General features: G+C 61.7%; 17 protein-coding genes. 13 read left to right on the forward strand and 4 right to left on the reverse strand.

The window, feature by feature from the left end:
• The first annotated feature begins 64 nt into the window (after positions 1–64).
• From ACA065_RS08740 to ACA065_RS08765, 6 genes are read left to right on the forward strand one after another with little or no spacing between them, the layout of a single operon-like run.
• Positions 65–952 (forward strand): proline iminopeptidase-family hydrolase, encoded by an 888-nt coding sequence (locus ACA065_RS08740; RefSeq protein WP_497694162.1) that lies wholly within the window; start codon positions 65–67, stop codon positions 950–952.
• Positions 953–955: 3 nt separating this feature from the next.
• Positions 956–1,903, forward strand: a complete 948-nt coding sequence (locus tag ACA065_RS08745) for an ABC transporter permease (RefSeq protein WP_497694163.1) — start codon at positions 956–958, stop codon at positions 1,901–1,903.
• Positions 1,900–2,757, forward strand: coding sequence for an ABC transporter permease (locus ACA065_RS08750; protein ID WP_497694164.1), 858 nt, complete (start codon positions 1,900–1,902; stop codon positions 2,755–2,757). Before ACA065_RS08745 ends, ACA065_RS08750 begins: the two co-directional genes overlap by 4 nt.
• A complete protein-coding gene (locus tag ACA065_RS08755; protein WP_497694165.1) occupies positions 2,754–3,710 on the forward strand; it encodes an ABC transporter ATP-binding protein in 957 nt (318 codons plus the stop codon). Before ACA065_RS08750 ends, ACA065_RS08755 begins: the two co-directional genes overlap by 4 nt.
• A complete protein-coding gene (locus tag ACA065_RS08760; protein ID WP_497694166.1) occupies positions 3,707–4,690 on the forward strand; it encodes an ABC transporter ATP-binding protein in 984 nt (327 codons plus the stop codon). The genes ACA065_RS08755 and ACA065_RS08760 overlap by 4 nt, the downstream gene beginning before the upstream one ends.
• 15 nt (positions 4,691–4,705) lie before the next feature.
• Positions 4,706–6,220 carry an ABC transporter substrate-binding protein gene (locus ACA065_RS08765; RefSeq protein WP_497694167.1) on the forward strand — a complete coding sequence of 505 codons (1,515 nt, stop codon included), beginning with the start codon at positions 4,706–4,708 and terminating at the stop codon, positions 6,218–6,220.
• 153 nt (positions 6,221–6,373) lie between these two features.
• Here the strand turns inward: ACA065_RS08765 and ACA065_RS08770 are convergent, their stop codons facing one another.
• The 4 genes from ACA065_RS08770 to ACA065_RS08785 all read right to left on the reverse strand — a co-directional run bounded on the left by ACA065_RS08770 (position 6,374) and on the right by ACA065_RS08785 (position 10,063).
• Positions 6,374–7,114 (reverse strand): YciK family oxidoreductase, encoded by a 741-nt coding sequence (locus tag ACA065_RS08770; protein WP_497694168.1) that lies wholly within the window; start codon positions 7,112–7,114, stop codon positions 6,374–6,376.
• Between the two features lie 178 nt (positions 7,115–7,292).
• Complete coding sequence (gene mupP / locus ACA065_RS08775; RefSeq protein WP_497694169.1) at positions 7,293–7,964, reverse strand: N-acetylmuramic acid 6-phosphate phosphatase MupP; 672 nt, start codon at positions 7,962–7,964, stop codon at positions 7,293–7,295.
• A 4-nt stretch (positions 7,965–7,968) separates the two neighbouring features.
• Positions 7,969–8,667 carry a bifunctional 2-polyprenyl-6-hydroxyphenol methylase/3-demethylubiquinol 3-O-methyltransferase UbiG gene (ubiG, locus tag ACA065_RS08780; protein ID WP_003189760.1) on the reverse strand — a complete coding sequence of 233 codons (699 nt, stop codon included), beginning with the start codon at positions 8,665–8,667 and terminating at the stop codon, positions 7,969–7,971.
• Positions 8,668–8,731: 64 nt separating this feature from the next.
• Complete coding sequence (locus ACA065_RS08785; protein WP_497694170.1) at positions 8,732–10,063, reverse strand: TRZ/ATZ family hydrolase; 1,332 nt, start codon at positions 10,061–10,063, stop codon at positions 8,732–8,734.
• Positions 10,064–10,172: 109 nt separating this feature from the next.
• On the opposite strand from ACA065_RS08785, the gene mtnA reads away from it, so the two are divergent.
• The 7 genes from mtnA (at position 10,173) to cmk (ending at position 20,781) form a co-directional block, all read left to right on the forward strand.
• Positions 10,173–11,243 (forward strand): S-methyl-5-thioribose-1-phosphate isomerase, encoded by a 1,071-nt coding sequence (gene mtnA / locus ACA065_RS08790; protein WP_497694171.1) that lies wholly within the window; start codon positions 10,173–10,175, stop codon positions 11,241–11,243.
• Positions 11,244–11,665: 422 nt separating this feature from the next.
• Complete coding sequence (gene gyrA / locus ACA065_RS08795; protein WP_497694172.1) at positions 11,666–14,323, forward strand: DNA gyrase subunit A; 2,658 nt, start codon at positions 11,666–11,668, stop codon at positions 14,321–14,323.
• A gap of 231 nt (positions 14,324–14,554) precedes the next feature.
• On the forward strand, positions 14,555–15,640 hold the full coding sequence (serC, locus tag ACA065_RS08800; RefSeq protein WP_497694173.1) for a 3-phosphoserine/phosphohydroxythreonine transaminase: 1,086 nt from the start codon (positions 14,555–14,557) through the stop codon (positions 15,638–15,640).
• The gene (gene pheA / locus ACA065_RS08805; protein WP_003172650.1) at positions 15,640–16,734 is read left to right on the forward strand and encodes a prephenate dehydratase; all 1,095 of its coding nucleotides are present in this window, start codon (positions 15,640–15,642) and stop codon (positions 16,732–16,734) included. Before serC ends, pheA begins: the two co-directional genes overlap by 1 nt.
• A 9-nt stretch (positions 16,735–16,743) precedes the next feature.
• Positions 16,744–17,856: a histidinol-phosphate transaminase gene (gene hisC / locus ACA065_RS08810; RefSeq protein WP_497694174.1), complete on the forward strand. Its 1,113-nt coding sequence runs from the start codon at positions 16,744–16,746 to the stop codon at positions 17,854–17,856.
• Between the two features lie 28 nt (positions 17,857–17,884).
• Positions 17,885–20,095 carry a bifunctional prephenate dehydrogenase/3-phosphoshikimate 1-carboxyvinyltransferase gene (locus ACA065_RS08815; RefSeq protein ID WP_497695318.1) on the forward strand — a complete coding sequence of 737 codons (2,211 nt, stop codon included), beginning with the start codon at positions 17,885–17,887 and terminating at the stop codon, positions 20,093–20,095.
• Complete coding sequence (gene cmk, locus ACA065_RS08820) at positions 20,092–20,781, forward strand: (d)CMP kinase (protein WP_016971485.1); 690 nt, start codon at positions 20,092–20,094, stop codon at positions 20,779–20,781. The genes ACA065_RS08815 and cmk overlap by 4 nt, the downstream gene beginning before the upstream one ends.
• Positions 20,782–20,819: the final 38 nt, after the last annotated feature.

Raw genomic sequence — 20,819 nt, forward strand, 5'->3', positions numbered from 1 at the left:
CGGTAGTGTTGGCCTGATAAACGGCCGCTGCCTGCCAGGCCGATACAACACAAGGAATGTATGCATGTGGCGTGAAATTGCCCCCGACCAGCAGTACAACGTGCAAGTCGATGGCCATAACCTCGTGGTCTACAGCTTTGGCGACGGCGATGAGGTGCTCTTGTGTCTCAACGGCGGCCCAGGCCTGCCGTGTGACTACTTGCGCGACGCCCATGGCTGGCTCAAAGACCATAACCTGCGAGTGGTTGCATTCGACCAGCTTGGCACCGGCGCATCAGCCAGACCGACTGACGTTTCCTTGTGGGAAATCAGCCGTTATGTCGAAGAAGTCGAAACGGTGCGCCAAGCCCTCGACCTGGGGCGCGTGCACTTGCTCGGGCATTCCTGGGGCGGCTGGTTGGGCATCGAATACGCCATCCACTATCCCACTGCGCTGAAAAGCCTGATCCTGGAAAACACCGTCGGCGACATTCCGCACCTGTCCCGCGAACTCGAACGCCTGCGCGGCGCCCTCGGCAGCGAAACCGTGGCGATGATGCAACGCCATGAAGCCATGGGCACCTTGGACCATCCGCAGTACCAGGCCGCCATCACCTTGCTCAACTACCGCCACGTCTGCCGCCTGGACGAATGGCCCGAGCCGGTCAAACGTTCCCTGGGTGACTGGAACATGGGCCCCTACGAAACCATGCAGGGCCCCAACGAATTCCTCTACATCGGCAACCTCAAGGACTGGAACCGCATCCCCGAGATGGCCGATTTCAAGATGCCGATACTGATCACCACCGGCCAGCATGATGAGCTCACGCCCGCCTGTGCCCATCGCATGAAGCTTGCCGCCACGCATGCCCAATTGCACGTGTTCCCCAACAGCAGCCACATGCCCTTTTATGAGGAGCCCCATGCGTACTTTCCGGTGCTGCTGGACTTCCTCGCGCGTCACCGAGGCTGACGGATGAACCTGGCGCGTTACCGCTTTGTACTGTCCCGGCCGCTGCAGTTGCTGCCGGTGCTGTTTGGCATCAGCCTGATCACCTTTGTGCTGGTGCGCTCGATTCCCGGTGACCCCGCGCGGGCCTTGCTCGGCTCGCGCAGTACACCGGATGCGTTGCTGAAAATCCGTGCCCAGTACGGCCTGGATCAGCCTTTGTGGCTGCAATACTTCTACTTTCTCAAGAACCTGCTCAAGGGCGATCTCGGCCAATCGCTGCTGTACAAGGTCGATGCCTTGAAGCTGATCGTCACCCGCATTGAGCCGACGCTGGTGCTGGTGCTCGGCAGTGTGCTGTTGGCGCTGTTGATTGCGGTCCCGCTGGCGACGTGGGCGGCGCGCAACAAAGGCGGCTGGGCGGACAACCTGATCCGCGTGTTCACCACTATCGGCCTGGGCATGCCGGCGTTCTGGCTGGGCTTGATGTTGATTCTGTTGTTGAGTGTGAAGTGGGGCCTGTTCCCGGTGTCCGGCTACGGGCGCACCTGGCTGGACAAAGCTCACCATATGCTGCTGCCGTGTTTGACCATCGCCCTGGCCCTGTCGGCGGTGCTGGTACGCAACCTGCGGGCCAGCATGTTGATGGAGTTGCAGGCTGATCACGTCACTGCCGCCCGTGCGCGCGGGCTGTCGGAAGCGGCTGTGTTCCGTCGCCATGTGCTGCCCAATTCGCTGGTGCCGGCGGTCAACCTGCTGGCGGTGAATATCGGTTGGCTGATCAGCGGCACGGTGGTGATCGAGAGCCTGTTCGCGATTCCCGGTATCGGCCAATTGCTGGTGCGCGGCATCTTCACCCGCGATTACATGGTGGTGCAGGGCGTGGCCATGGTGCTGGCCTGTGCGACGGTGGTGGTCAACTTCGTCGCCGACGTGGTGACGGTAACCCTCGACCCACGGGTGAAAATGCAATGAGCAGCCGCCCACTGATTGCCCCATGGCGTTTGCGCCTGCGTTTTGGTTTTCGCAACGGTCGGCTGACCGCTGCGTGGGGCCTGTTGATTCTGCTGGTGTGGTTTGCCCTGGCGCTGTGCGCGCCGTGGGTCGCGCCCTTTGACCCGATTGCGCAGAACCCCGACATCAGTTTGCTCGGGCCCAGCCTGGCCCATCCATTCGGCACGGACAACTACGGCCGGGACATCCTTTCGCGGGTGATCTGGGGCGCGCGCATCGACCTGCAACTGGCCATCGTTGGGGTGATTTTCCCGTTCATGATCGGCACCTTCGTCGGCGCGGTGTCCGGCTACATTGGCGGGCGCTTCGACAGCTTCTGCATGCGCGTGATCGACGTGATCCTGGCGTTCCCTTTCCTGGTGTTGATGCTGGCGATCATGGCCATCCTCGGCCCAGGCTTGCAGAGCTTTTATATCGCCATGGCGCTGGTGGGCTGGGTCTCGTATGCGCGGCTGATCCGCTCGCAGATCCTGGTGCTCAAGGAAAGTGAGTTTGCCCTGGCCGCCAAGAGCCTGGGCTTTGGTCATGGGCGCATCTTGTTTCGGCACTTGCTGCCCAATGCGATGTTCGGTTCGATTGTGTTTTCCATGTCTGACGCCGTGCTGGTGCTGCTCAACGGCGCTGCCGTGAGCTACTTGGGCCTGGGCGTGCAACCGCCGACGGCCGAGTGGGGCACGATGGTCGCCGAAGGGCAGGCGTTCATCACCACGGCCTGGTGGATATGCACCTTCCCAGGCCTGGCCATCGTGACCCTGGCCATGGGTTTCAGCCTGCTTGCCGATGGCGTGGCGCAAGTGTTGGGGGATCGCGCATGAGCCTGCTTCAGGTACGGGACCTCAGCGTGATCGCCAATAATGCCGGGCGCGATGTCACCTTGGTTGATCGCGTGTCCTTCGACTTGGCCGAAGGTGAAATCCTCGGGCTGGTGGGCGAGAGCGGCTCGGGCAAGACCCTGGCCTGTCGCGGGCTGATGCGCCTGCTGCCGTCGCCCAACCTGCGCGTGCAAGGCGGCGCGGTGCGCCTGGCCGGCCAGGACTTGTTGCAGCTGGACGATGCCGGCATGCGCGCCGTGCGCGGCGGGCAACTGGGCATGATCTTCCAGAACCCCAGCAGCCACCTCGACCCGTTGATGCGCATTGGTGAGCAGATCGCCGAGGGCATCCGCCTGCACCAGGGCGCGTCGAAAAAAGACGCGCGCCTGCTGGCCGTCGAGGTGCTGCGCCAGGTGGGTATTCCCGATCCCAAGGCGCGGGTCGACAACTACCCTCACGAGTTTTCCGGTGGCATGCGCCAGCGCGCGATGATTGCCGTGGCCCTGGGTTGCAACCCGAACGTGCTGATTGCCGACGAGCCGACCACCGCCCTTGATGTGACCGTGCAGGCGCAAATCCTGCGCTTGTTGCTGGACCTGCGCGACCAGCGCGGCCTGTCGATCATCATGATCACCCACGACCTCGGCGTGGTGGCGCAGACCTGTGATTCGATTGCGGTGATGTACGCCGGGCGCTTATGCGAGCACGGCAGCAAGTACGACGTGCTGGCCCATCCGCAACACCCGTACACCGCAGGCCTGATCGATTGCCAACCGGCCCACAGCAGTGGCCACGCATTACTGCGTACGATTCCCGGGCAGCCGCCGTTGCTGGATGCTTTGCCCGACGGTTGCCGCTTTAACCCACGCTGCCCGCAGGCGCGCGCGTTGTGCACCGAGTTGCTGCCGGAAGGCGCGCGGGTGGCGTGCCACTATCCGTTGGGAGGCCGCCCATGAGCCTGTTGCAAATCAAGGACCTTGAGGTGCGTTTTGCCGCGTCCGGCACGGGTTTGTTTGGCCTGAATAAACAGTGGGTGAGGGCGGTCAATGGCGTCTCGCTGAACCTGGCCGCAGGCCAAACCCTGGGGTTGGTCGGCGAGTCCGGCAGCGGCAAGAGCACACTCGGCCGGGCCATCCTGCACCTCAACCCGATCAGCGCCGGCCAAGTGTTGTTTGACGGCATCGACATGGCCCACGGCAGCGCCATCGATATCGCCCGACTGCGGCATGAAACCGCGATGATCTTCCAGGACCCGTACGCCGCGTTGAACCCGCGCCACACCATCGGCGAAACCCTCGCCGAAGTGTTGCGCGTGCAGCGCAAGGTCACGCCGGAACAGATACCGGCACGCGTCAATGAACTGCTCGATCTGGTCGGCCTGCGCCCCGAATTGGCCAGCCGCAAACCCGGCTCCTTAAGTGGCGGCCAGTGCCAGCGCGTCGGCATTGCGCGGGCGCTGGCGGTGGAGCCGCGCTTGATCATTGCCGATGAGTGCGTGGCGGCGCTGGATGTGTCAATCCAGGGCCAGATCATCAACCTGTTGCTGGAACTGCAACAGCGCATGAACCTGGCGATCCTGTTCATCGCTCACGACCTGGCCATTGTGCGGCGCCTGTGCGACCGCGTGGCGGTGATGTACTTGGGCAAGATCGTCGAGGAAGGCCCGGTGGAGGCGGTGTTTACCGCGCCGCGCCATCCGTACACGGCGGCGTTGATCGAGGCGATCCCCGAGATCGATCCGCATCGGCCGTTGCCTGCAGAACCTTTGCCCGGTGAGCCACCGAGCCCGTTGAATTTGCCTACAGGCTGCGCCTTTCACCCGCGTTGCCGGCATGCCCGGACCATGTGTTCCGTGGTGTTGCCGCCGACGCATTTCCTGCACGAGCATCGATACAGTTGCGTGCTTGAAGAGCCATTAACCTTTCTGCCGTCCTAAACAAGGAGTTATGACATGCAATCGCGCCACTTGAAGTTGCTCGCCGCCGCTACGCTCACCGCCTGGTCGCTGACCGCTGGCTTGGCCCAGGCCGCCGGTGTACTAACCATCGGCTGCCGTGAAGACAGCACCACGTTCGACCCGATTAAAAGCGCGCAAAACCGCGACACCTGGGTATTCGCCAACGTCTACGACACCCTGGTGCGCGTGGATAACCTGGGCACCAAGATGGAACCGGGCCTGGCAGAAAGCTGGGAGATCTCCAAGGACGGCCTGACCTACACCTTCAAGCTGCGTGAGGCGAAGTTCTCCGACGGCTCGCCGATCACCGCCGACGATGCGGCGTTCAGCCTGTTGCGTATCCGCGACAACAAGGCTTCGCTGTGGAGCGACCCGTTCAGCCTGATCAACACGGCCAAGGCCAGCGATCCCAAGACCCTGGTGGTCACCCTGAAAACCCCGGCTGTAGCCTTCCTCTCGCAATTGGCGTCGCCGACGGTGTCGATCCTGTCGGAAAAAGCCATGACCAAGATGGGCGAAGACGCCTACTCGGAAAACCCGGTGACCTCCGGCGCGTTTACCGTGGAGGAGTGGCGCAAGGGCGACCGGGTGATTTTGAAGAAGAACCCGAACTTCTGGCAGGCCAAGAACGTGAGCCTGGATGGCGTGGAGTGGGTGTCGGTCACCGACGACAATACGCGTATGCGCATGGTGCAGAACAACGAGCTCGACACGGCTATCTTCGTGCCGTTCTCCCGCGTGGAAGAGCTGAAGAAAGACAAAAACGTAGTGATCCACTCCGACCCGTCCACTCGCGAAGATCATCTGCTGATCAACCACGCCCACGGCCTGCTGGCCAAGCCGCAAGTGCGCGAAGCGCTGGACATGGCCATCGACAAACAATCGCTGGTCAAGACCGCCACGTACGGTCAAGGCACCGTGGCCTATTCCTACATTCCGAAAGGCTCGCTGTACCACTACGCCAACAACCTGCAACGCCCGTATGACCCGACGGCAGCCAAGAAACTGCTGGAAGAAGCCGGTGCCAAGGACTTGAAACTCAACTACGTGGTCAACGCCGGCAACGAAGCCGACGAGCAGATCGCGGTGATCATCAAGGACCAGCTGGCCAAGGTCGGCGTGACCGCCAACCTGCAGAAAGTCGACCCGACCCAAAGCTGGCAGATGCTGGTGGACGGTGAGTACGATATTTCGGTGATGTACTGGACCAACGACATCCTCGACCCGGACCAGAAGACCACCTTCGTGCTGGGCCACGACACCAACCAGAACTACATGACCCGCTACAAGAACGACAAGGTCAAGGAACTGGTGGCGGCGGCGCGAATCGAGGCCGACCCGGCCAAGCGTGAGCAGATGTATGTCGACCTGCAGAAACTGGCGAAACAGGATGTGAACTGGATCGACTTGTACTACAGCCCGTACATCAACATCTCACGCAAGAATGTGAGCAACTTCCTGCAGAACCCACTGGGGCGTTTCACGCTTGAGGAAGTGGTGAAAAACTAATATTTCCAATACGCCAAAGATCAAATGTGGGAGCGGGCTTGCTCGCGAAGACGGAGTGTCAGTCTATAGAGATGTCGACTGATCCACCGCCTTCGCGAGCAAGCCCGCTCCCACATTTAGTTCTATGTTGTGTCAGTTGGACCTGCTTAAGTGTTACTGCGCATCAAACGCCTGCCCATTGATGCCCGTACTGTCCGGCCCCATCAGGTACAGGTACACCGGCATGATTTCTTCCGGTGCCGGCCTTTCCATCGGGTTTTCACCGGGGTACGCCTGGGCGCGCATGCTGGTGCGCGTACCGCCCGGGTTGATGCTGTTGGCGCGTACCGCCGCCACATCCTCCAGCTCGTCGGCCAGGGTTTGCATCAAGCCTTCGGTGGCAAATTTAGACACGCCATAGGCGCCCCAGTAAGCCCGGCCTTTGCGCCCGACGCTGCTGGAGGTGAACACCACCGACGCGTCCTGGGACAGCTTGAGCAGCGGCAGCAAGGTGCTGGTCAGCATGAACATCGCGTTGACGTTAACGTGCATCACCCGCATGAAGTTCTCGCCGGACAACTGCTCGATGGGCGTGCGTGGGCCGATGATCGAGGCGTTGTGCAGCAGGCCGTCGAGGTGGCCGAATTCTTTTTCGATCATCTCGGCCAGTTCATCGTATTGATGGGGCAGGGCGGTCTCCAGGTTGAACGGAATCACCACCGGCTGCGGCTGGCCCGCCGCTTCGATCTCGTCATACACCTGGGCCAGGTTGGCCTCGGTCTTGCCCAGCAACAGTACGGTGGCGCCATGGGCGGCATAGGTTTTCGCCGCCGCCGCGCCAATCCCGCGCCCGGCGCCGGTCACCAGGATCACCCGGCCTTTGAGCAGTTCTGGACGTGCGCAGTAATCAAACATAAATAGCCTCGACAGAATTCACAGAAAATCCATGTGATTGATTGCGGCCAAGCTTTCGTGGCGAGGGAGCTTGCTCCCGCTGGGCTGCGCAGCGGCCCCAGAATCTTGGGAGCGCTTCGCACTCCAGCGGGAGCAAGCTCCCTCGCCACAAAGGCGCATCAGCCTAAATCATTTCCAATCAGCAACTGCACAGGGCGTTATCCAGCACCTTGCGCAGTTCCAGCGGGTGATCCACCACCACATCGGCGCCCCAGTTGCGCGGGTTGTCGTCCGGGTGGATATAGCCGAACGTGACCGCTGCGGTGCGGGTGCCGGCGTCGCGGCCGGACTCGATGTCGCGCAGGTCATCGCCCACGAACAGCACGCTGGCCGGGTCCAGGTCGAGCATCTTGCACGCCAGGATCAGCGGTTCCGGGTCCGGCTTGCTGTTCTTCACGTGGTCCGGGCAGATCAGCAGCGCCGAGCGCTCGGCCAGGCCCAACTGCTGCATGATCGGTTCGGCAAAGCGCAGCGGCTTGTTGGTGACCACGCCCCACACCAGGTTGGATTTTTCGATGTCCTGCAGCAGTTCTTCCATACCGTCGAAGAGCTTGCTGTGGATCGCGCAGCCCTTGAGGTAGCGCTCCAGGAACTCCAGGCGCAGTTCTTCAAAGCCTGGGGATTGCGGGTCCATTGAGAACGTCACGGCGACCATCGCCCGCGCACCGCCGGAGATTTCATCGCGGATGTGCTGGTCGTTGATCGGCGCCAGGCCGCGATCGGCGCGCATCGCCTGGCAGATCGCGATGAAGTCCGGCGCGGTGTCCAGCAACGTACCGTCCATATCGAAGAGAACCGCTCGCAACTTCACAGGCTTACTCCTCGCGCAGGGTTTGGATCATGTAGTTGACGTCAACGTCGTTGGCCAGCTTGTAGTGCTTGGTCAGCGGGTTGTAGGTCAGGCCGATGATGTCTTTGACGGTCAGCCCGGCCTGACGGCTCCAGGCGCCCAGCTCGGAGGGGCGGATGAATTTCTTGAAGTCGTGGGTGCCGCGCGGCAGCAGTTTCATGATGTATTCGGCGCCGATGATCGCGAACAGGTAGGCCTTGGGGTTGCGGTTGATGGTGGAGAAGAACACCTGGCCGCCCGGCTTGACCATGCGAAAGCACGCGCGGATCACCGAGGATGGGTCGGGCACGTGCTCAAGCATCTCAAGGCAGGTGACCACGTCGAACTGCTCGGGCATTTCCTCGGCCAGGGCTTCGGCGGTGATTTGGCGGTATTCCACGCTCACGCCGGATTCCAACTGATGCAGTTGCGCCACGGCCAGCGGCGCCTCGCCCATGTCGATACCCATCACGGTGGCACCGCGTTGGGCCATCGCTTCGCTGAGGATGCCGCCGCCGCAACCGACGTCCAGCACCTTCTTGCCGGCCAGGTTAACGCGCTCGTCAATCCAGTTGACCCGCAGCGGGTTGATGTCGTGCAGGGGTTTGAACTCGCTTTCGCGGTCCCACCAGCGGTGGGCCAGGGCTTCGAATTTGGCGATTTCGGCGTGGTCGACGTTGCTCATGGTGAATCCTCTAAAGCTGATAAATCGGTTTGTCCGTCCTGAACGTCAGGGTTCAAGACCGGCGTTATTCGCTGTGCCCGCTGATGCGTTGGCCCCAGGCAATGGCCGTGGCGGTCAACTGTTGCTCATCCATGCGGGTCAATTGCCGGTCGTCGAGCAACTGCTTGCCGGCGACCCAAAGGTGTTTCACACAATCGCGTCCGGTGGCATATATAAGCTGTGAGACCGGATCGTAGATCGGTTGTTGCGCCAGCCCCGAAAGATCAAAAGCCACGATATCGGCAGCCTTGCCGACCTCCAGCGAGCCAATCTCGCTTTCCAGGCCCATGGCGCGGGCGCCGTTGAGCGTGGCCATGCGCAGGGCGCGGTGGGCATCCAGGGCAGTGGCCGAGCCGGCGACGGCCTTGGCCAGCATCGCGGCGGTACGGGTTTCGCCCAACAGGTCCAGGTCGTTGTTGCTGGCGGCGCCGTCGGTGCCGATCGCCACATTGACGCCAGCCTGCCACAGACGCTCCACCGGGCAAAAGCCGCTGGCCAGTTTCAGGTTCGATTCCGGGCAATGGATGATGCTGGTGTTGCTTTCTACCAGCAAAGCCAGGTCATCCTCGCTGATTTGGGTCATATGAACGGCCTGGAAGCGCGGGCCGAGCAAGCCGAGGCGACCCAGGCGCGCCAACGGGCGTTCACCGGTCTGCTCAACGGCTTGCTGCACCTCGAAGGCGGTTTCATGCACGTGCATGTGAATTGACGCGTCCAGCTCTTCGGCGATGATGCGGATCTTCTCCAGGTTCTCGTCGCACACGGTGTACGGCGCGTGGGGCCCGAAGGTGATCTTGATGCGTGGGTGGTGCTTGAGGTCGCCGAACAGCTCGACGCCTTGGCGAATCGCCTCATCGGGCGTACTGGCGCCGGGAATCGGGAAGTCGAGGATCGGAATTGCGATTTGCGCGCGTATGCCGCTGTTGTGCACGCAGTCGCTGGCGACCTTGGGGTAGAAGTACATGTCGCTGAAGCAGGTGATACCGCCCTTGAGCTGTTCGGCGATAGCCAGGTCGGTGCCGTCACGCACGAAGGCTTCATCGACCCATTTGGCTTCGGCGGGCCAGATGTGTTTTTCCAGCCAGGTCATCAGTGGCAGGTCATCGGCCAGGCCGCGAAACAGGCTCATCGCCGCATGCCCGTGGGCATTGATCAGGCCGGGGCTGAGCAGCATGCCCGGCAGCTCGCGTACTTCGCTGGCCGCCAGCTTCAAGGCCGCAGCCCGCGGCCCGATAAAGGCAATGCGCCCGTCACGGATGCCCAGGCCATGTTCTTTGAGCACCACACCGGCAGGTTCGACAGGCACCAGCCAAGTGGGCAGCAGCAACAGGTCGAGCGGGGCGGCAGTGGAGGTCATCGCAGGCTTCTTCCTGGGCAGCTATAAAAGAAGGGCGAAGTATACCCGAGCGTCCTGGCTGGCGGATCGCTATAATCGGCGGCTTTTGTTCTAGAGTGCGGGGTAAGGGATGCGCGACCGACTGTTAGCGGCAGACAACGTGAAGGCCATCGAGTGGCGTGATGGCGCACTGCACCTGCTCGATCAGCGTGCCTTGCCGTCCCGGGAAGCCTGGGTCGCTTGCACAACTGCGGCTGAAGTAGCCGACGCGATTCGCACGATGGTGGTGCGTGGCGCGCCGGCCATTGGTATCAGCGCCGCCTATGGCCTGGTGCTCGCCGCCCGTGAACGCATCGCTGAAGGCGGTGACTGGCAGGCCGCATGGGAAGAAGACTACGCGCTCCTGGCCGATAGCCGCCCGACGGCGTCGAACCTGTTCTGGGCCTTGAAGCGTATGCGCGATCGCCTCGATCGCCTCAAGAAGCACGCCGACCCGCTGGCGGTGTTGGAAGCCGAAGCCATCGCGATCCATGAAAGTGACCGGGAAGCCAATGTGGTCATGGCCCAATTGGGGCTTGAGCGGATTCGCAAGCACCAAGGCAACGCCCAGGCGATCCTGACCCACGGCAATGCCGGCGCACTGGCCACGGGCGGCGTCGGCACGGCCCTCGGGGTGGTTCGCGCGGCCTTCCTCGAGGGGCTGGTCGAGCAGGTCTACGTCAATGAAACCCGGCCCTGGCTGCAAGGTTCGCGGCTGACGGCGTGGGAGCTGGCGGGCGAGGGCATCCCAGTCGTGGTGAATGCTGACTCAGCAGGCGCGCATATCCTTAAGACCAAGGGCGTGACCTGGGTGATCGTCGGCGCCGATTGCATTGCCGCCAACGGTGATGTGATCGGCACGATCGGCACCTATCAATTGGCCGTGTGCGCGATGCACCATGGCGTGCGTTTTATGGTGGTGGCGCCGAGTTCGACGCTGGACCTGATGATGGCCACCGGCGAAGACGTCAGCCTGGAAGAGCGTGAGGCGGGTGAGTTGCTGGAGGTGATGGGGCAGCGGCTGGATGTCGCGGCTTTTAACCCGGTATTCGATGTGACACCGGCCGACCTGATCGATGTGATCGTGACCGAAAAGGGCATCGTTGAGCGCCCGGACACCGCCAAGCTGGCCAAGTTGATGTGCCGTAAGCGCCTGCATTGAGGGCTTTGGCGCCTGTAAGATTGCTTTCGCGAGCAAGCCCGCTCCCACACTTGAAGTGTTCACAACTCAAGTGTGGGAGCGGGCTTGCTCGCGAATGGGCCTTGAAGTCAATAAATTCCTTGGATCTGTAGCTTGAAAATAGCACCACCCTACCTCTGAGCCCCTCTCGTCCCCCTCAAGCCTGTCATCCGTCAACTAACTATGCTCCATGCGCATCAGGGGGATAGGTGCGTGGCGGCGATTGTGATAACATCCGGCGGTTTCCAGGGCTGCCCCGAGGGGCTGCCTATAACGTGCAGATCCGTGTCATAACTCGTTGATTTGTCGTAAGTCGTTGTCAGGCACTGTGCCGGCAGCGGCGAGCTTCGTTCGTCCCATATGGATGTGACGAGGTTTCACCCGAAAAAGGAATCAGGCTTCTCATGGGCGAACTGGCCAAAGAAATCCTCCCGGTCAATATCGAAGACGAGCTGAAACAGTCCTACCTCGACTACGCGATGAGCGTAATTGTCGGTCGGGCACTGCCTGATGCGCGCGATGGCTTGAAGCCCGTGCACCGGCGTGTGCTGTTCGCGATGAGCGAGCTGGGTAACGACTGGAACAAGCCGTACAAGAAATCTGCCCGTGTTGTCGGTGACGTGATCGGTAAGTATCACCCTCACGGCGACACTGCGGTGTACGACACCATCGTTCGGATGGCTCAGCCGTTTTCCCTGCGCTACCTGCTGGTAGACGGCCAGGGCAACTTCGGTTCGGTCGACGGCGACAACGCCGCGGCCATGCGATACACCGAAGTGCGCATGACCAAGCTGGCGCACGAGCTGCTGGCCGACCTGCACAAAGAAACCGTGGACTGGGTGCCGAACTACGACGGCACCGAAATGATCCCGGCGGTCATGCCAACCCGCATTCCCAACCTGCTGGTCAACGGCTCCAGCGGTATCGCCGTGGGCATGGCCACCAACATCCCGCCGCACAACCTCGGTGAAGTCATCGACGGTTGCCTGGCCCTCATCGACAACCCTGAGCTGACCGTCGATGAGCTGATGCAATACATCCCCGGCCCGGACTTCCCGACCGCCGCGATCATCAACGGTCGCGCCGGCATCATCGAAGCCTACCGCACCGGTCGTGGCCGCATTTACATGCGCGCCCGCTCGATGATCGAAGACATCGACAAGGTCGGTGGCCGTCAGCAGATCGTCATCACCGAACTGCCGTACCAGCTGAACAAGGCGCGTCTGATCGAGAAGATCGCCGAGCTGGTGAAAGAGAAGAAGCTGGAAGGCATCACCGAACTGCGCGACGAGTCCGACAAAGACGGTATGCGCGTGGTGATCGAGCTGCGTCGTGGCGAAGTGCCTGAGGTGATCCTCAACAACCTCTACGCCCAGACCCAGCTGCAAAGCGTGTTTGGTATCAACGTGGTTGCCCTGATCGACGGCCGCCCGCGCATCCTGAACCTCAAGGATCTGCTGGAAGCCTTCGTGCGTCACCGCCGCGAAGTGGTTACCCGCCGTACCGTGTTCGAGCTGCGTAAAGCGCGCGAACGTGGGCATATCCTGGAAGGCCAGGCGGTTGCGCTGTCGAACATCGACCCGGTCATCGCCCTGATCAAGGCTTCGCCGACGCCGTCGGAAGCTAAAGAAGCGCTGATCAAGATGCCGTGGGAATCCAGCGCCGTGGTGGCGATGGTTGAACGTGCCGGTGCCGATTCGTGCCGCCCGGAGACCCTGGACCCACAATACGGTCTGCGTGATGGCAAGTACTTCCTGTCGCCGGAGCAGGCCCAGGCCATTCTGGAACTGCGCCTGCACCGCCTGACCGGTCTGGAGCACGAGAAGCTGCTGGCCGAGTACCAGGAGATCCTCAACCAGATCGGCGAGTTGATCCGCATCCTCAGCAGCGCTGTGCGCCTGATGGAAGTGATCCGCGAAGAACTGGAAGTGATCCGCGCCGAATACGGCGACGTGCGCCGTACCGAAATCCTCGATGCGCGCCTCGACCTGACCCTGGGTGACATGATCCCGGAAGAAGAGCGCGTGGTGACCATCTCCCACGGTGGCTACGCCAAGACCCAGCCGTTGGCTGCGTACCAGGCTCAGCGTCGTGGCGGTAAAGGTAAATCGGCTACTGGCGTCAAGGATGAGGACTACATCGCTCACCTGCTGGTTGCCAACAGCCACACCACGCTGCTGCTGTTCTCCAGCAAAGGCAAAGTGTACTGGCTGAAAACCTACGAAATCCCGGAAGCCTCGCGTGCTGCCCGTGGTCGCCCGCTGGTCAACCTGCTGCCGCTGGACAGTGATGAATACATCACCACCATGCTGCCGGTTGATGAGTACACCGAAGGTCACTTCATCTTCATGGCCACCGCCAAGGGCACCGTGAAGAAGACCCCGCTGGAATCGTTCAGCCGTCAGCGCAGCGTGGGCCTGATCGCCCTGGAGCTGGATGAAGGCGACGTACTGATCTCCGCTGCCATCACCGATGGCGAGCGTGAAGTCATGCTGTTCTCCGACGGCGGCAAAGTGACGCGCTTCAAGGAATCCGACGTTCGCGCCATGGGCCGTACCGCCCGCGGTGTGCGCGGCATGCGTCTGCCAGAAGGGCAGAAGCTGATTTCGATGCTGATCCCGGAAGAAGGCAGCCAGATCCTCACCGCTTCCGAGCGTGGTTATGGCAAGCGCACTGCCATCAGCGAGTTCCCGGAGTACAAGCGTGGCGGCCAGGGCGTTATCGCCATGGTCAGCAACGATCGCAACGGCCGTCTGGTCGGCGCGGTCCAGGTGCTTGATGGCGAGGAGATCATGCTGATTTCCGACCAGGGCACCCTGGTACGTACCCGTGTGGCTGAAGTGTCGAGCCTGGGCCGTAACACTCAGGGCGTGACGCTGATCAAGCTGGCCAAGGACGAAAAACTGGTCGGCCTGGAGCGTGTGCAGGAACCGTCGGAAGTCGAAGGCGAAGAGCTGGAAGAAGGTGAAGTGTTTGACGGCGAGGTTATCGCAACCGGCGATGACAACGTTGACGAGCCAACCCTTGATGCTGCCGCAGACGAAGAAGAACCGCAGGAATAAGCGGACACACAGGGGGCGGATGAAGATTCGCCCCCTTGTTGTTTGTCCGCACGGAAATATCGACAGCTATAGAGATGTAGTGTGGGAGCGGGCTTGCTCGCGAAAGCGGACTGACATTCACCAGAGATGTCGCCTGTTAGATCGCTTTCGCGAGCAAGCCCGCTCCCACATTGGATCGGGTGTCGGCTGATATGTTTGCGTGACTACCACCAAATCAGAGTGAGATTGGATGTGAGCAAGAGAGCCTATAACTTCTGTGCCGGTCCCGCGGCGCTTCCTGAAGCAGTCCTGCAGCGTGCGCAGGGTGAACTCCTCGACTGGCATGGAAAAGGCCTCTCCGTGATGGAAATGAGCCATCGCAGCGATGAGTTCGTGTCCATCGCCACCAAGGCCGAGCAGGATCTGCGCGACTTGCTGGGCATCCCCTCCAACTACAAAGTTCTGTTCCTGCAAGGCGGCGCCAGCCAGCAGTTCGCCCAGATCCCGCTGAACCTGCTGCCGGAAGACGGCACTGCCGACTATATCGACACCGGCATCTGGGGGCAGAAGGCCATTGAAGAGGCCTCCCGTTACGGTCACGTCAATGTGGCCGGCACCGCCAAGCCGTACGACTACTTCGCGATTCCCGGTCAGAACGAGTGGAAACTCTCCAAAGACGCGGCCTACGTTCACTACGTGGCGAACGAAACCATCGGCGGCCTGGAGTTCGACTGGGTGCCGCAAGTGGGTGACGTACCGCTGGTGTGCGACATGTCCTCGGACATCCTCTCGCGCCCGATTGATGTGTCCAAGTACGGCATGATCTACGCCGGCGCACAGAAGAACATCGGCCCGAGCGGCATTCTGGTCAACATCGTCCGCGAAGACCTGCTGGGTCGCGCGCGTTCGCTGTGCCCGACCATGCTCAACTACAAGGTCGCGGCCGATAACGGTTCGATGTACAACACCCCGCCGGCCTTTTCCTGGTACTTGTCCGGCCTGGTCTTTGAATGGCTCAAAGAGCAGGGCGGTGTTGCCGCCATGGGCAAGCTGAACGAAGAGAAAAAGCGCACCCTGTACGACTTCATCGACGCCAGCGGCCTCTACAGCAACCCGATCAACCTGACCGACCGCTCGTGGATGAACGTGCCGTTCCGTCTGGCCGATGACCGTCTGGACAAGCCATTTTTGGCCGGCGCCGAAGAGCGTGGCCTGCTGAACCTCAAGGGCCACCGTTCGGTCGGCGGCATGCGCGCCTCTATCTACAACGCTGTCGACATCAACGCCATCAAGGCGCTGGTTGCCTACATGGCAGAGTTCGAAAAGGAACATGGCTAATGTCTGAGCAAGAACTCAAGGCCCTGCGCGTACGCATTGACAGCCTGGACGAGAAAGTCCTGGAACTGATCAGTGAGCGCGCGCGGTGCGCCCAAGAAGTGGCGCGGGTGAAAATGGCGTCCCTGGCAGAAGGCGAAGTGCCGGTGTTCTACCGGCCTGAGCGCGAAGCCCAGGTACTCAAGCGCGTAATGGAGCGTAACAAGGGCCCGTTGGGCAACGAAGAGATGGCGCGGTTGTTCCGTGAAATCATGTCGTCGTGCCTGGCCCTCGAGCAGCCGCTGAAAGTCGCGTACCTCGGCCCTGAAGGCACCTTCACCCAGGCGGCGGCCATGAAGCACTTCGGCCACGCAGTGATCAGCAAGCCCATGGCGGCGATCGACGAGGTGTTCCGTGAAGTAGCGGCCGGTGCGGTGAACTTTGGCGTGGTGCCGGTGGAAAACTCCACCGAAGGCGCGGTCAATCACACGCTGGACAGCTTCCTTGAGCACGACATGGTGATCTGCGGCGAAGTCGAGCTGCGTATCCACCACCACCTGCTGGTGGGCGAGAACACCAAGACCGACAGCATCAGCCGTATCTACTCCCACGCCCAATCACTGGCCCAATGCCGCAAGTGGCTGGACGCGCATTACCCGAATGTCGAGCGCGTGGCGGTGTCCAGCAACGCCGAAGCGGCCAAGCGGGTCAAGGGTGAGTGGAACTCGGCGGCGATTGCCGGTGATATGGCCGCTGGCCTTTACGGGCTGACGCGTCTGGCCGAGAAAATCGAGGACCGCCCGGACAACTCCACGCGCTTCTTGATGATCGGCAGCCAGGAAGTGCCGCCGACCGGCGACGACAAGACGTCGATCATTGTCTCCATGAGTAACAAGCCCGGCGCGCTGCATGAGCTGCTGGTGCCGTTCCACGACAACGGGATTGACCTGACGCGAATCGAAACGCGCCCTTCGCGCAGCGGTAAATGGACGTATGTGTTCTTTATCGACTTCATCGGCCACCACCGCGACCCACTGGTTAAAGGTGTGCTGGAGAAAATCAGTCAGGAAGCCGTAGCACTCAAGGTGCTGGGCTCTTACCCGAAAGCGGTTTTGTGAGGCATTAACATGAGTGGCAACTTCCTCGCCCTGGCTCAGCCGGGCGTGCAACAACTGTCGCCTTACGTTCCCGGCAAGCCTGTGGATGAGCTGGCGCGTGAGTTGAACCTGGACCCGTCCAGGATCGTAAAGCTGGCCAGTAACGAAAACCCGCTGGGCCCAAGTCCCAAAGTGCTGGCGGCGATTCGTGAAGAGTTGGCCGAGCTGACCCGCTATCCGGACGGTAACGGTTTTGCCCTCAAGTCCCTGCTGGCAGAAAACTGCCGGGTCGAGCTGAACCAGGTGACCCTGGGTAACGGTTCCAACGATATTCTTGAGCTGGTCGGTCGCGCCTACCTGGCGCCTGGCTTGAATGCAGTGTTCAGTGAGCACGCGTTTGCCGTCTATCCGATCGTGACGCAAGCCGTTGGTGCTGACGCCCGCGTGATTCCGGCCAAGGATTGGGGGCATGACCTGCCGGCGATGCTGGCGGCCATCGACGCCCAGACCCGCGTGGTGTTTATCGCCAACCCGAACAACCCGACCGGCACCTGGTTTGACGCTCAGGCGCTGAACGACTTCCTGCAAGATGTGCCGGAACACGTGCTGGTAGTGCTGGACGAGGCCTACATCGAGTACGCCGAAGGCAGCGACTTGCCGGATGGCCTGGACTTCCTGGCGGCTTACCCGAACTTGCTGGTGTCGCGTACGTTCTCCAAGGCTTACGGCTTGGCGTCGCTGCGGGTTGGCTACGGCTTGTCCACGGCGGTGGTGGCCGATGTGCTGAACCGCGTGCGCCAGCCGTTCAACGTCAACAGCCTCGCCCTGGCTGCAGCCTGTGCGGCAGTGAAGGATGCTGAGTACCTGGAAGAGGGTCGTCGCATCAACGAAAGTGGCATGTTGCAACTGCAAGAAGGCTTCCGTGAACTGGGCCTGGGCTGGATTCCGTCCAAGGGCAACTTCATTTGCGTCGACCTCGCTCAAGTAGCCGCCCCTGTATTCCAGGGCCTGCTGCGCGAAGGCGTGATCGTGCGCCCGGTGGCCAACTATGGCATGCCGAACCACCTGCGTATCACCATCGGTTTGCCGGCTGAAAACAGCCGCTTCCTGGAGGCATTGGCCAAGGTTCTGGCTCGTGGTTGATGTCACTGCATTGCAACCTGCTGTGCCTATGATCGGTCGCCTGGTGGTGGTCGGTCTGGGGTTGATCGGCGGCTCCTTCGCCAAAGGCCTGCGCGAAAGCGGGCTGTGCGGTGAAGTGGTCGGTGTGGACCTGGACCCGCAATCGCGCAAGTTGGCGGTTGAGTTGGGCGTGGTGGATCGCTGTGAGGCAGACCTGGCGCTCGCGTGCCGGGGGGCGGATGTGATCCAGCTCGCCGTGCCGATTCTGGCCATGGAGAAGTTGCTGGCCTTGCTGGCCGGTATGGACCTGGGGCAGGCGATCCTGACGGACGTCGGCAGCGCCAAGGGCAATGTGGTGCGCGCGGCGCAACTGGCGTTTGGCGGCATGCCGGCGCGCTTCGTGCCTGGGCATCCGATTGCCGGTTCCGAGCAGAGTGGGGTGGAAGCGTCCAATGCGCAGCTGTTCCGCCGCCATAAGGTGATTCTGACGCCACTTGAGCAGACCGATCCGGCCGCTTTGGCGATTGTGGATCGCCTGTGGCGCGAGTTGGGCGCGGATGTCGAGCATATGCAGGTCGAGCGTCACGACGAAGTGCTGGCGGCGACCAGCCATTTGCCGCATCTGCTGGCGTTTGGTCTGGTGGATTCTCTGGCTAAACGTAACGAAAACCTCGATATTTTCCGCTACGCCGCTGGTGGTTTCCGCGATTTCACCCGGATTGCCGGCAGTGATCCGGTGATGTGGCACGACATCTTCCTCGCCAATCGCGAAGCCGTGTTGCGTACCCTGGACACCTTCCGCAGTGACCTTGACGCATTGCGCGATGCGGTCGATGCCGGGGATGGCCATCAATTATTGGGCGTGTTCACCCGTGCGCGGGTAGCGCGCGAGCATTTCAGCAAGATCCTGGCTCGCCGGGCCTATATGGAAACCGCTGTGAACGCCGATGAGCAGACCTTCCTCGCCAACCCGGGTGGCCGCTTGAGCGGGCAGATTCGGGTGCCTGGCGACAAGTCGATCTCCCATCGCTCAATCATGCTCGGTTCATTGGCCGAAGGCGTGACCGAGGTTGAGGGTTTTCTCGAGGGCGAAGATGCCCTGGCGACCTTGCAGGCGTTTCGCGACATGGGCGTGGTGATTGAAGGGCCGCATCATGGGCGCGTCACCATTCATGGCGTAGGCTTGCATGGCCTGAAGCCAGCGCCGGGCCCTATCTACCTGGGTAACTCCGGTACGTCGATGCGCCTGTTGTCCGGCTTACTGGCGGCGCAACGCTTCGACAGTGTGTTGACCGGCGATGCTTCGCTGTCCAAGCGCCCGATGAGCCGCGTGGCCAAGCCGCTGCGGGAAATGGGTGCGGTGATCGAGACCGGGCCGCAAGGGCATCCGCCGCTGACCATCCGCGGTGGTCAGGCACTGAAGGGTTTGACCTACGCACTGCCGATGGCGAGTGCTCAGGTCAAATCCTGCCTGTTGTTGGCGGGTTTGTATGCTGAGGGTACAACCTCGGTGACCGAGCCCGCGCCGACCCGTGACCATACTGAGCGTATGCTGCGCGGCTTCGGGTATCCGGTGCAGGTGCAGGGCGCTACGGCGTCGGTCGAGTCAGGTCATGCACTGACTGCCACGCATATTGAAGTGCCAGGGGATATTTCGTCTTCGGCGTTTTTCCTGGTGGCGGCTTCGATTGCCGAGGGCTCGGAATTGTTGCTGGAGCATGTCGGTATCAACCCGACACGTACCGGGGTGATCGATATCCTGCGACTGATGGGCGCGGATATCACTCTGGAAAATCAGCGCGAAGTTGGCGGTGAGCCTGTTGCGGACCTGCGGGTGCGCGCGGCGGCGCTGAAGGGTATCGAGATTCCCGAAGCGCTGGTGCCGTTGGCAATCGATGAGTTTCCGGTGCTGTTCGTCGCGGCAGCTTGTGCCGAGGGGCGCACGGTATTGCGCGGCGCAGAGGAGCTGCGCGTGAAGGAGTCCGACCGTATCCAGGTCATGGCCGACGGTCTGCTGGCGCTGGGTGTGAAGTGTGAGCCGACTCTTGATGGGATTATCATTGAGGGTGGCCTGATGGGGGGCGGTGAAGTGCATGCCCATGGCGATCACCGGATTGCCATGGCTTTCAGCGTGGCTTCCCTGCGTGCGGCGGCGCCGATTCGTATCCGTGACTGCGCCAATGTTGCTACATCTTTTCCGAATTTTCTTACACTGTGTGCCCAAGTCGGCATCCGTGTTGCCCAAGAGGCTCAATTGTGAATATCAAAGCACCGGTGATTACCATCGACGGGCCAAGCGGCTCGGGCAAAGGCACCATCGCCGGCATCCTGGCCAAGCGCCTGGGCTGGTGCCTGCTGGATTCCGGCGCGCTGTACCGCCTGTTGGCGTTTGCCGCGCGCAACCATGGCGTCGACCTGACCAACGAAGAATCCTTGAAGCTGCTGGCGGCGCACCTTGATGTGCAGTTCGTCGGCGCGACGGAAGGTCATCCGCAACGCATCATCCTCGAAGGCGACGATGTGACCGATGATCTGCGTAATGAACAAGTGGGCTCCTGGGCGTCCCAGGTTGCCGCGCTGCCTGCCGTGCGCGACGCTCTGCTGCAGCGTCAGCGGGCTTTTCAGGAGCCGCCGGGCCTGGTGGCCGATGGTCGCGACATGGGCACGGTGGTGTTTCCGGATGCGCCGCTGAAGATTTTCCTGACCGCCAGCGCCGAGGAGCGGGCTCGCCGCCGCTACTTGCAGTTGAAGGGCAAAGTCGATGGTGTTAGTCTGTCGAGTCTGCTAGATGAGATCCGTGCACGCGATGAGCGTGATACCCAGCGTGCGGTAGCCCCGCTCAAACCGGCGGCTGACGCCATACAGCTGGATTCCACGGAGTTGTCCATCGAGCAGGTGCTGGAACGCATCTTGAGTGAAATCGCCATTCGCGATATCGCCGGGTGACCAAGAAGGCTGCAGGGGACCAGTCATAGTCCTGCGGT

The organism is Pseudomonas sp. LBUM1640 (assembly GCF_059716225.1).

Coding starts and splice junctions, on each gene's coding strand:
- ACA065_RS08740 (WP_497694162.1), top strand. CDS start 65: ATGTGGCGTGAAATTGCCCCCGACCAGCAGTACAACGTGCAAGTCGAT.
- ACA065_RS08745 (WP_497694163.1), top strand. CDS start 956: ATGAACCTGGCGCGTTACCGCTTTGTACTGTCCCGGCCGCTGCAGTTG.
- ACA065_RS08750 (WP_497694164.1), top strand. CDS start 1,900: ATGAGCAGCCGCCCACTGATTGCCCCATGGCGTTTGCGCCTGCGTTTT.
- ACA065_RS08755 (WP_497694165.1), top strand. CDS start 2,754: ATGAGCCTGCTTCAGGTACGGGACCTCAGCGTGATCGCCAATAATGCC.
- ACA065_RS08760 (WP_497694166.1), top strand. CDS start 3,707: ATGAGCCTGTTGCAAATCAAGGACCTTGAGGTGCGTTTTGCCGCGTCC.
- ACA065_RS08765 (WP_497694167.1), top strand. CDS start 4,706: ATGCAATCGCGCCACTTGAAGTTGCTCGCCGCCGCTACGCTCACCGCC.
- ACA065_RS08770 (WP_497694168.1), bottom strand. CDS start 7,114: ATGTTTGATTACTGCGCACGTCCAGAACTGCTCAAAGGCCGGGTGATC.
- ubiG (WP_003189760.1), bottom strand. CDS start 8,667: ATGAGCAACGTCGACCACGCCGAAATCGCCAAATTCGAAGCCCTGGCC.
- ACA065_RS08785 (WP_497694170.1), bottom strand. CDS start 10,063: ATGACCTCCACTGCCGCCCCGCTCGACCTGTTGCTGCTGCCCACTTGG.
- mtnA (WP_497694171.1), top strand. CDS start 10,173: ATGCGCGACCGACTGTTAGCGGCAGACAACGTGAAGGCCATCGAGTGG.
- gyrA (WP_497694172.1), top strand. CDS start 11,666: ATGGGCGAACTGGCCAAAGAAATCCTCCCGGTCAATATCGAAGACGAG.
- pheA (WP_003172650.1), top strand. CDS start 15,640: ATGTCTGAGCAAGAACTCAAGGCCCTGCGCGTACGCATTGACAGCCTG.
- hisC (WP_497694174.1), top strand. CDS start 16,744: ATGAGTGGCAACTTCCTCGCCCTGGCTCAGCCGGGCGTGCAACAACTG.
- ACA065_RS08815 (WP_497695318.1), top strand. CDS start 17,885: ATGATCGGTCGCCTGGTGGTGGTCGGTCTGGGGTTGATCGGCGGCTCC.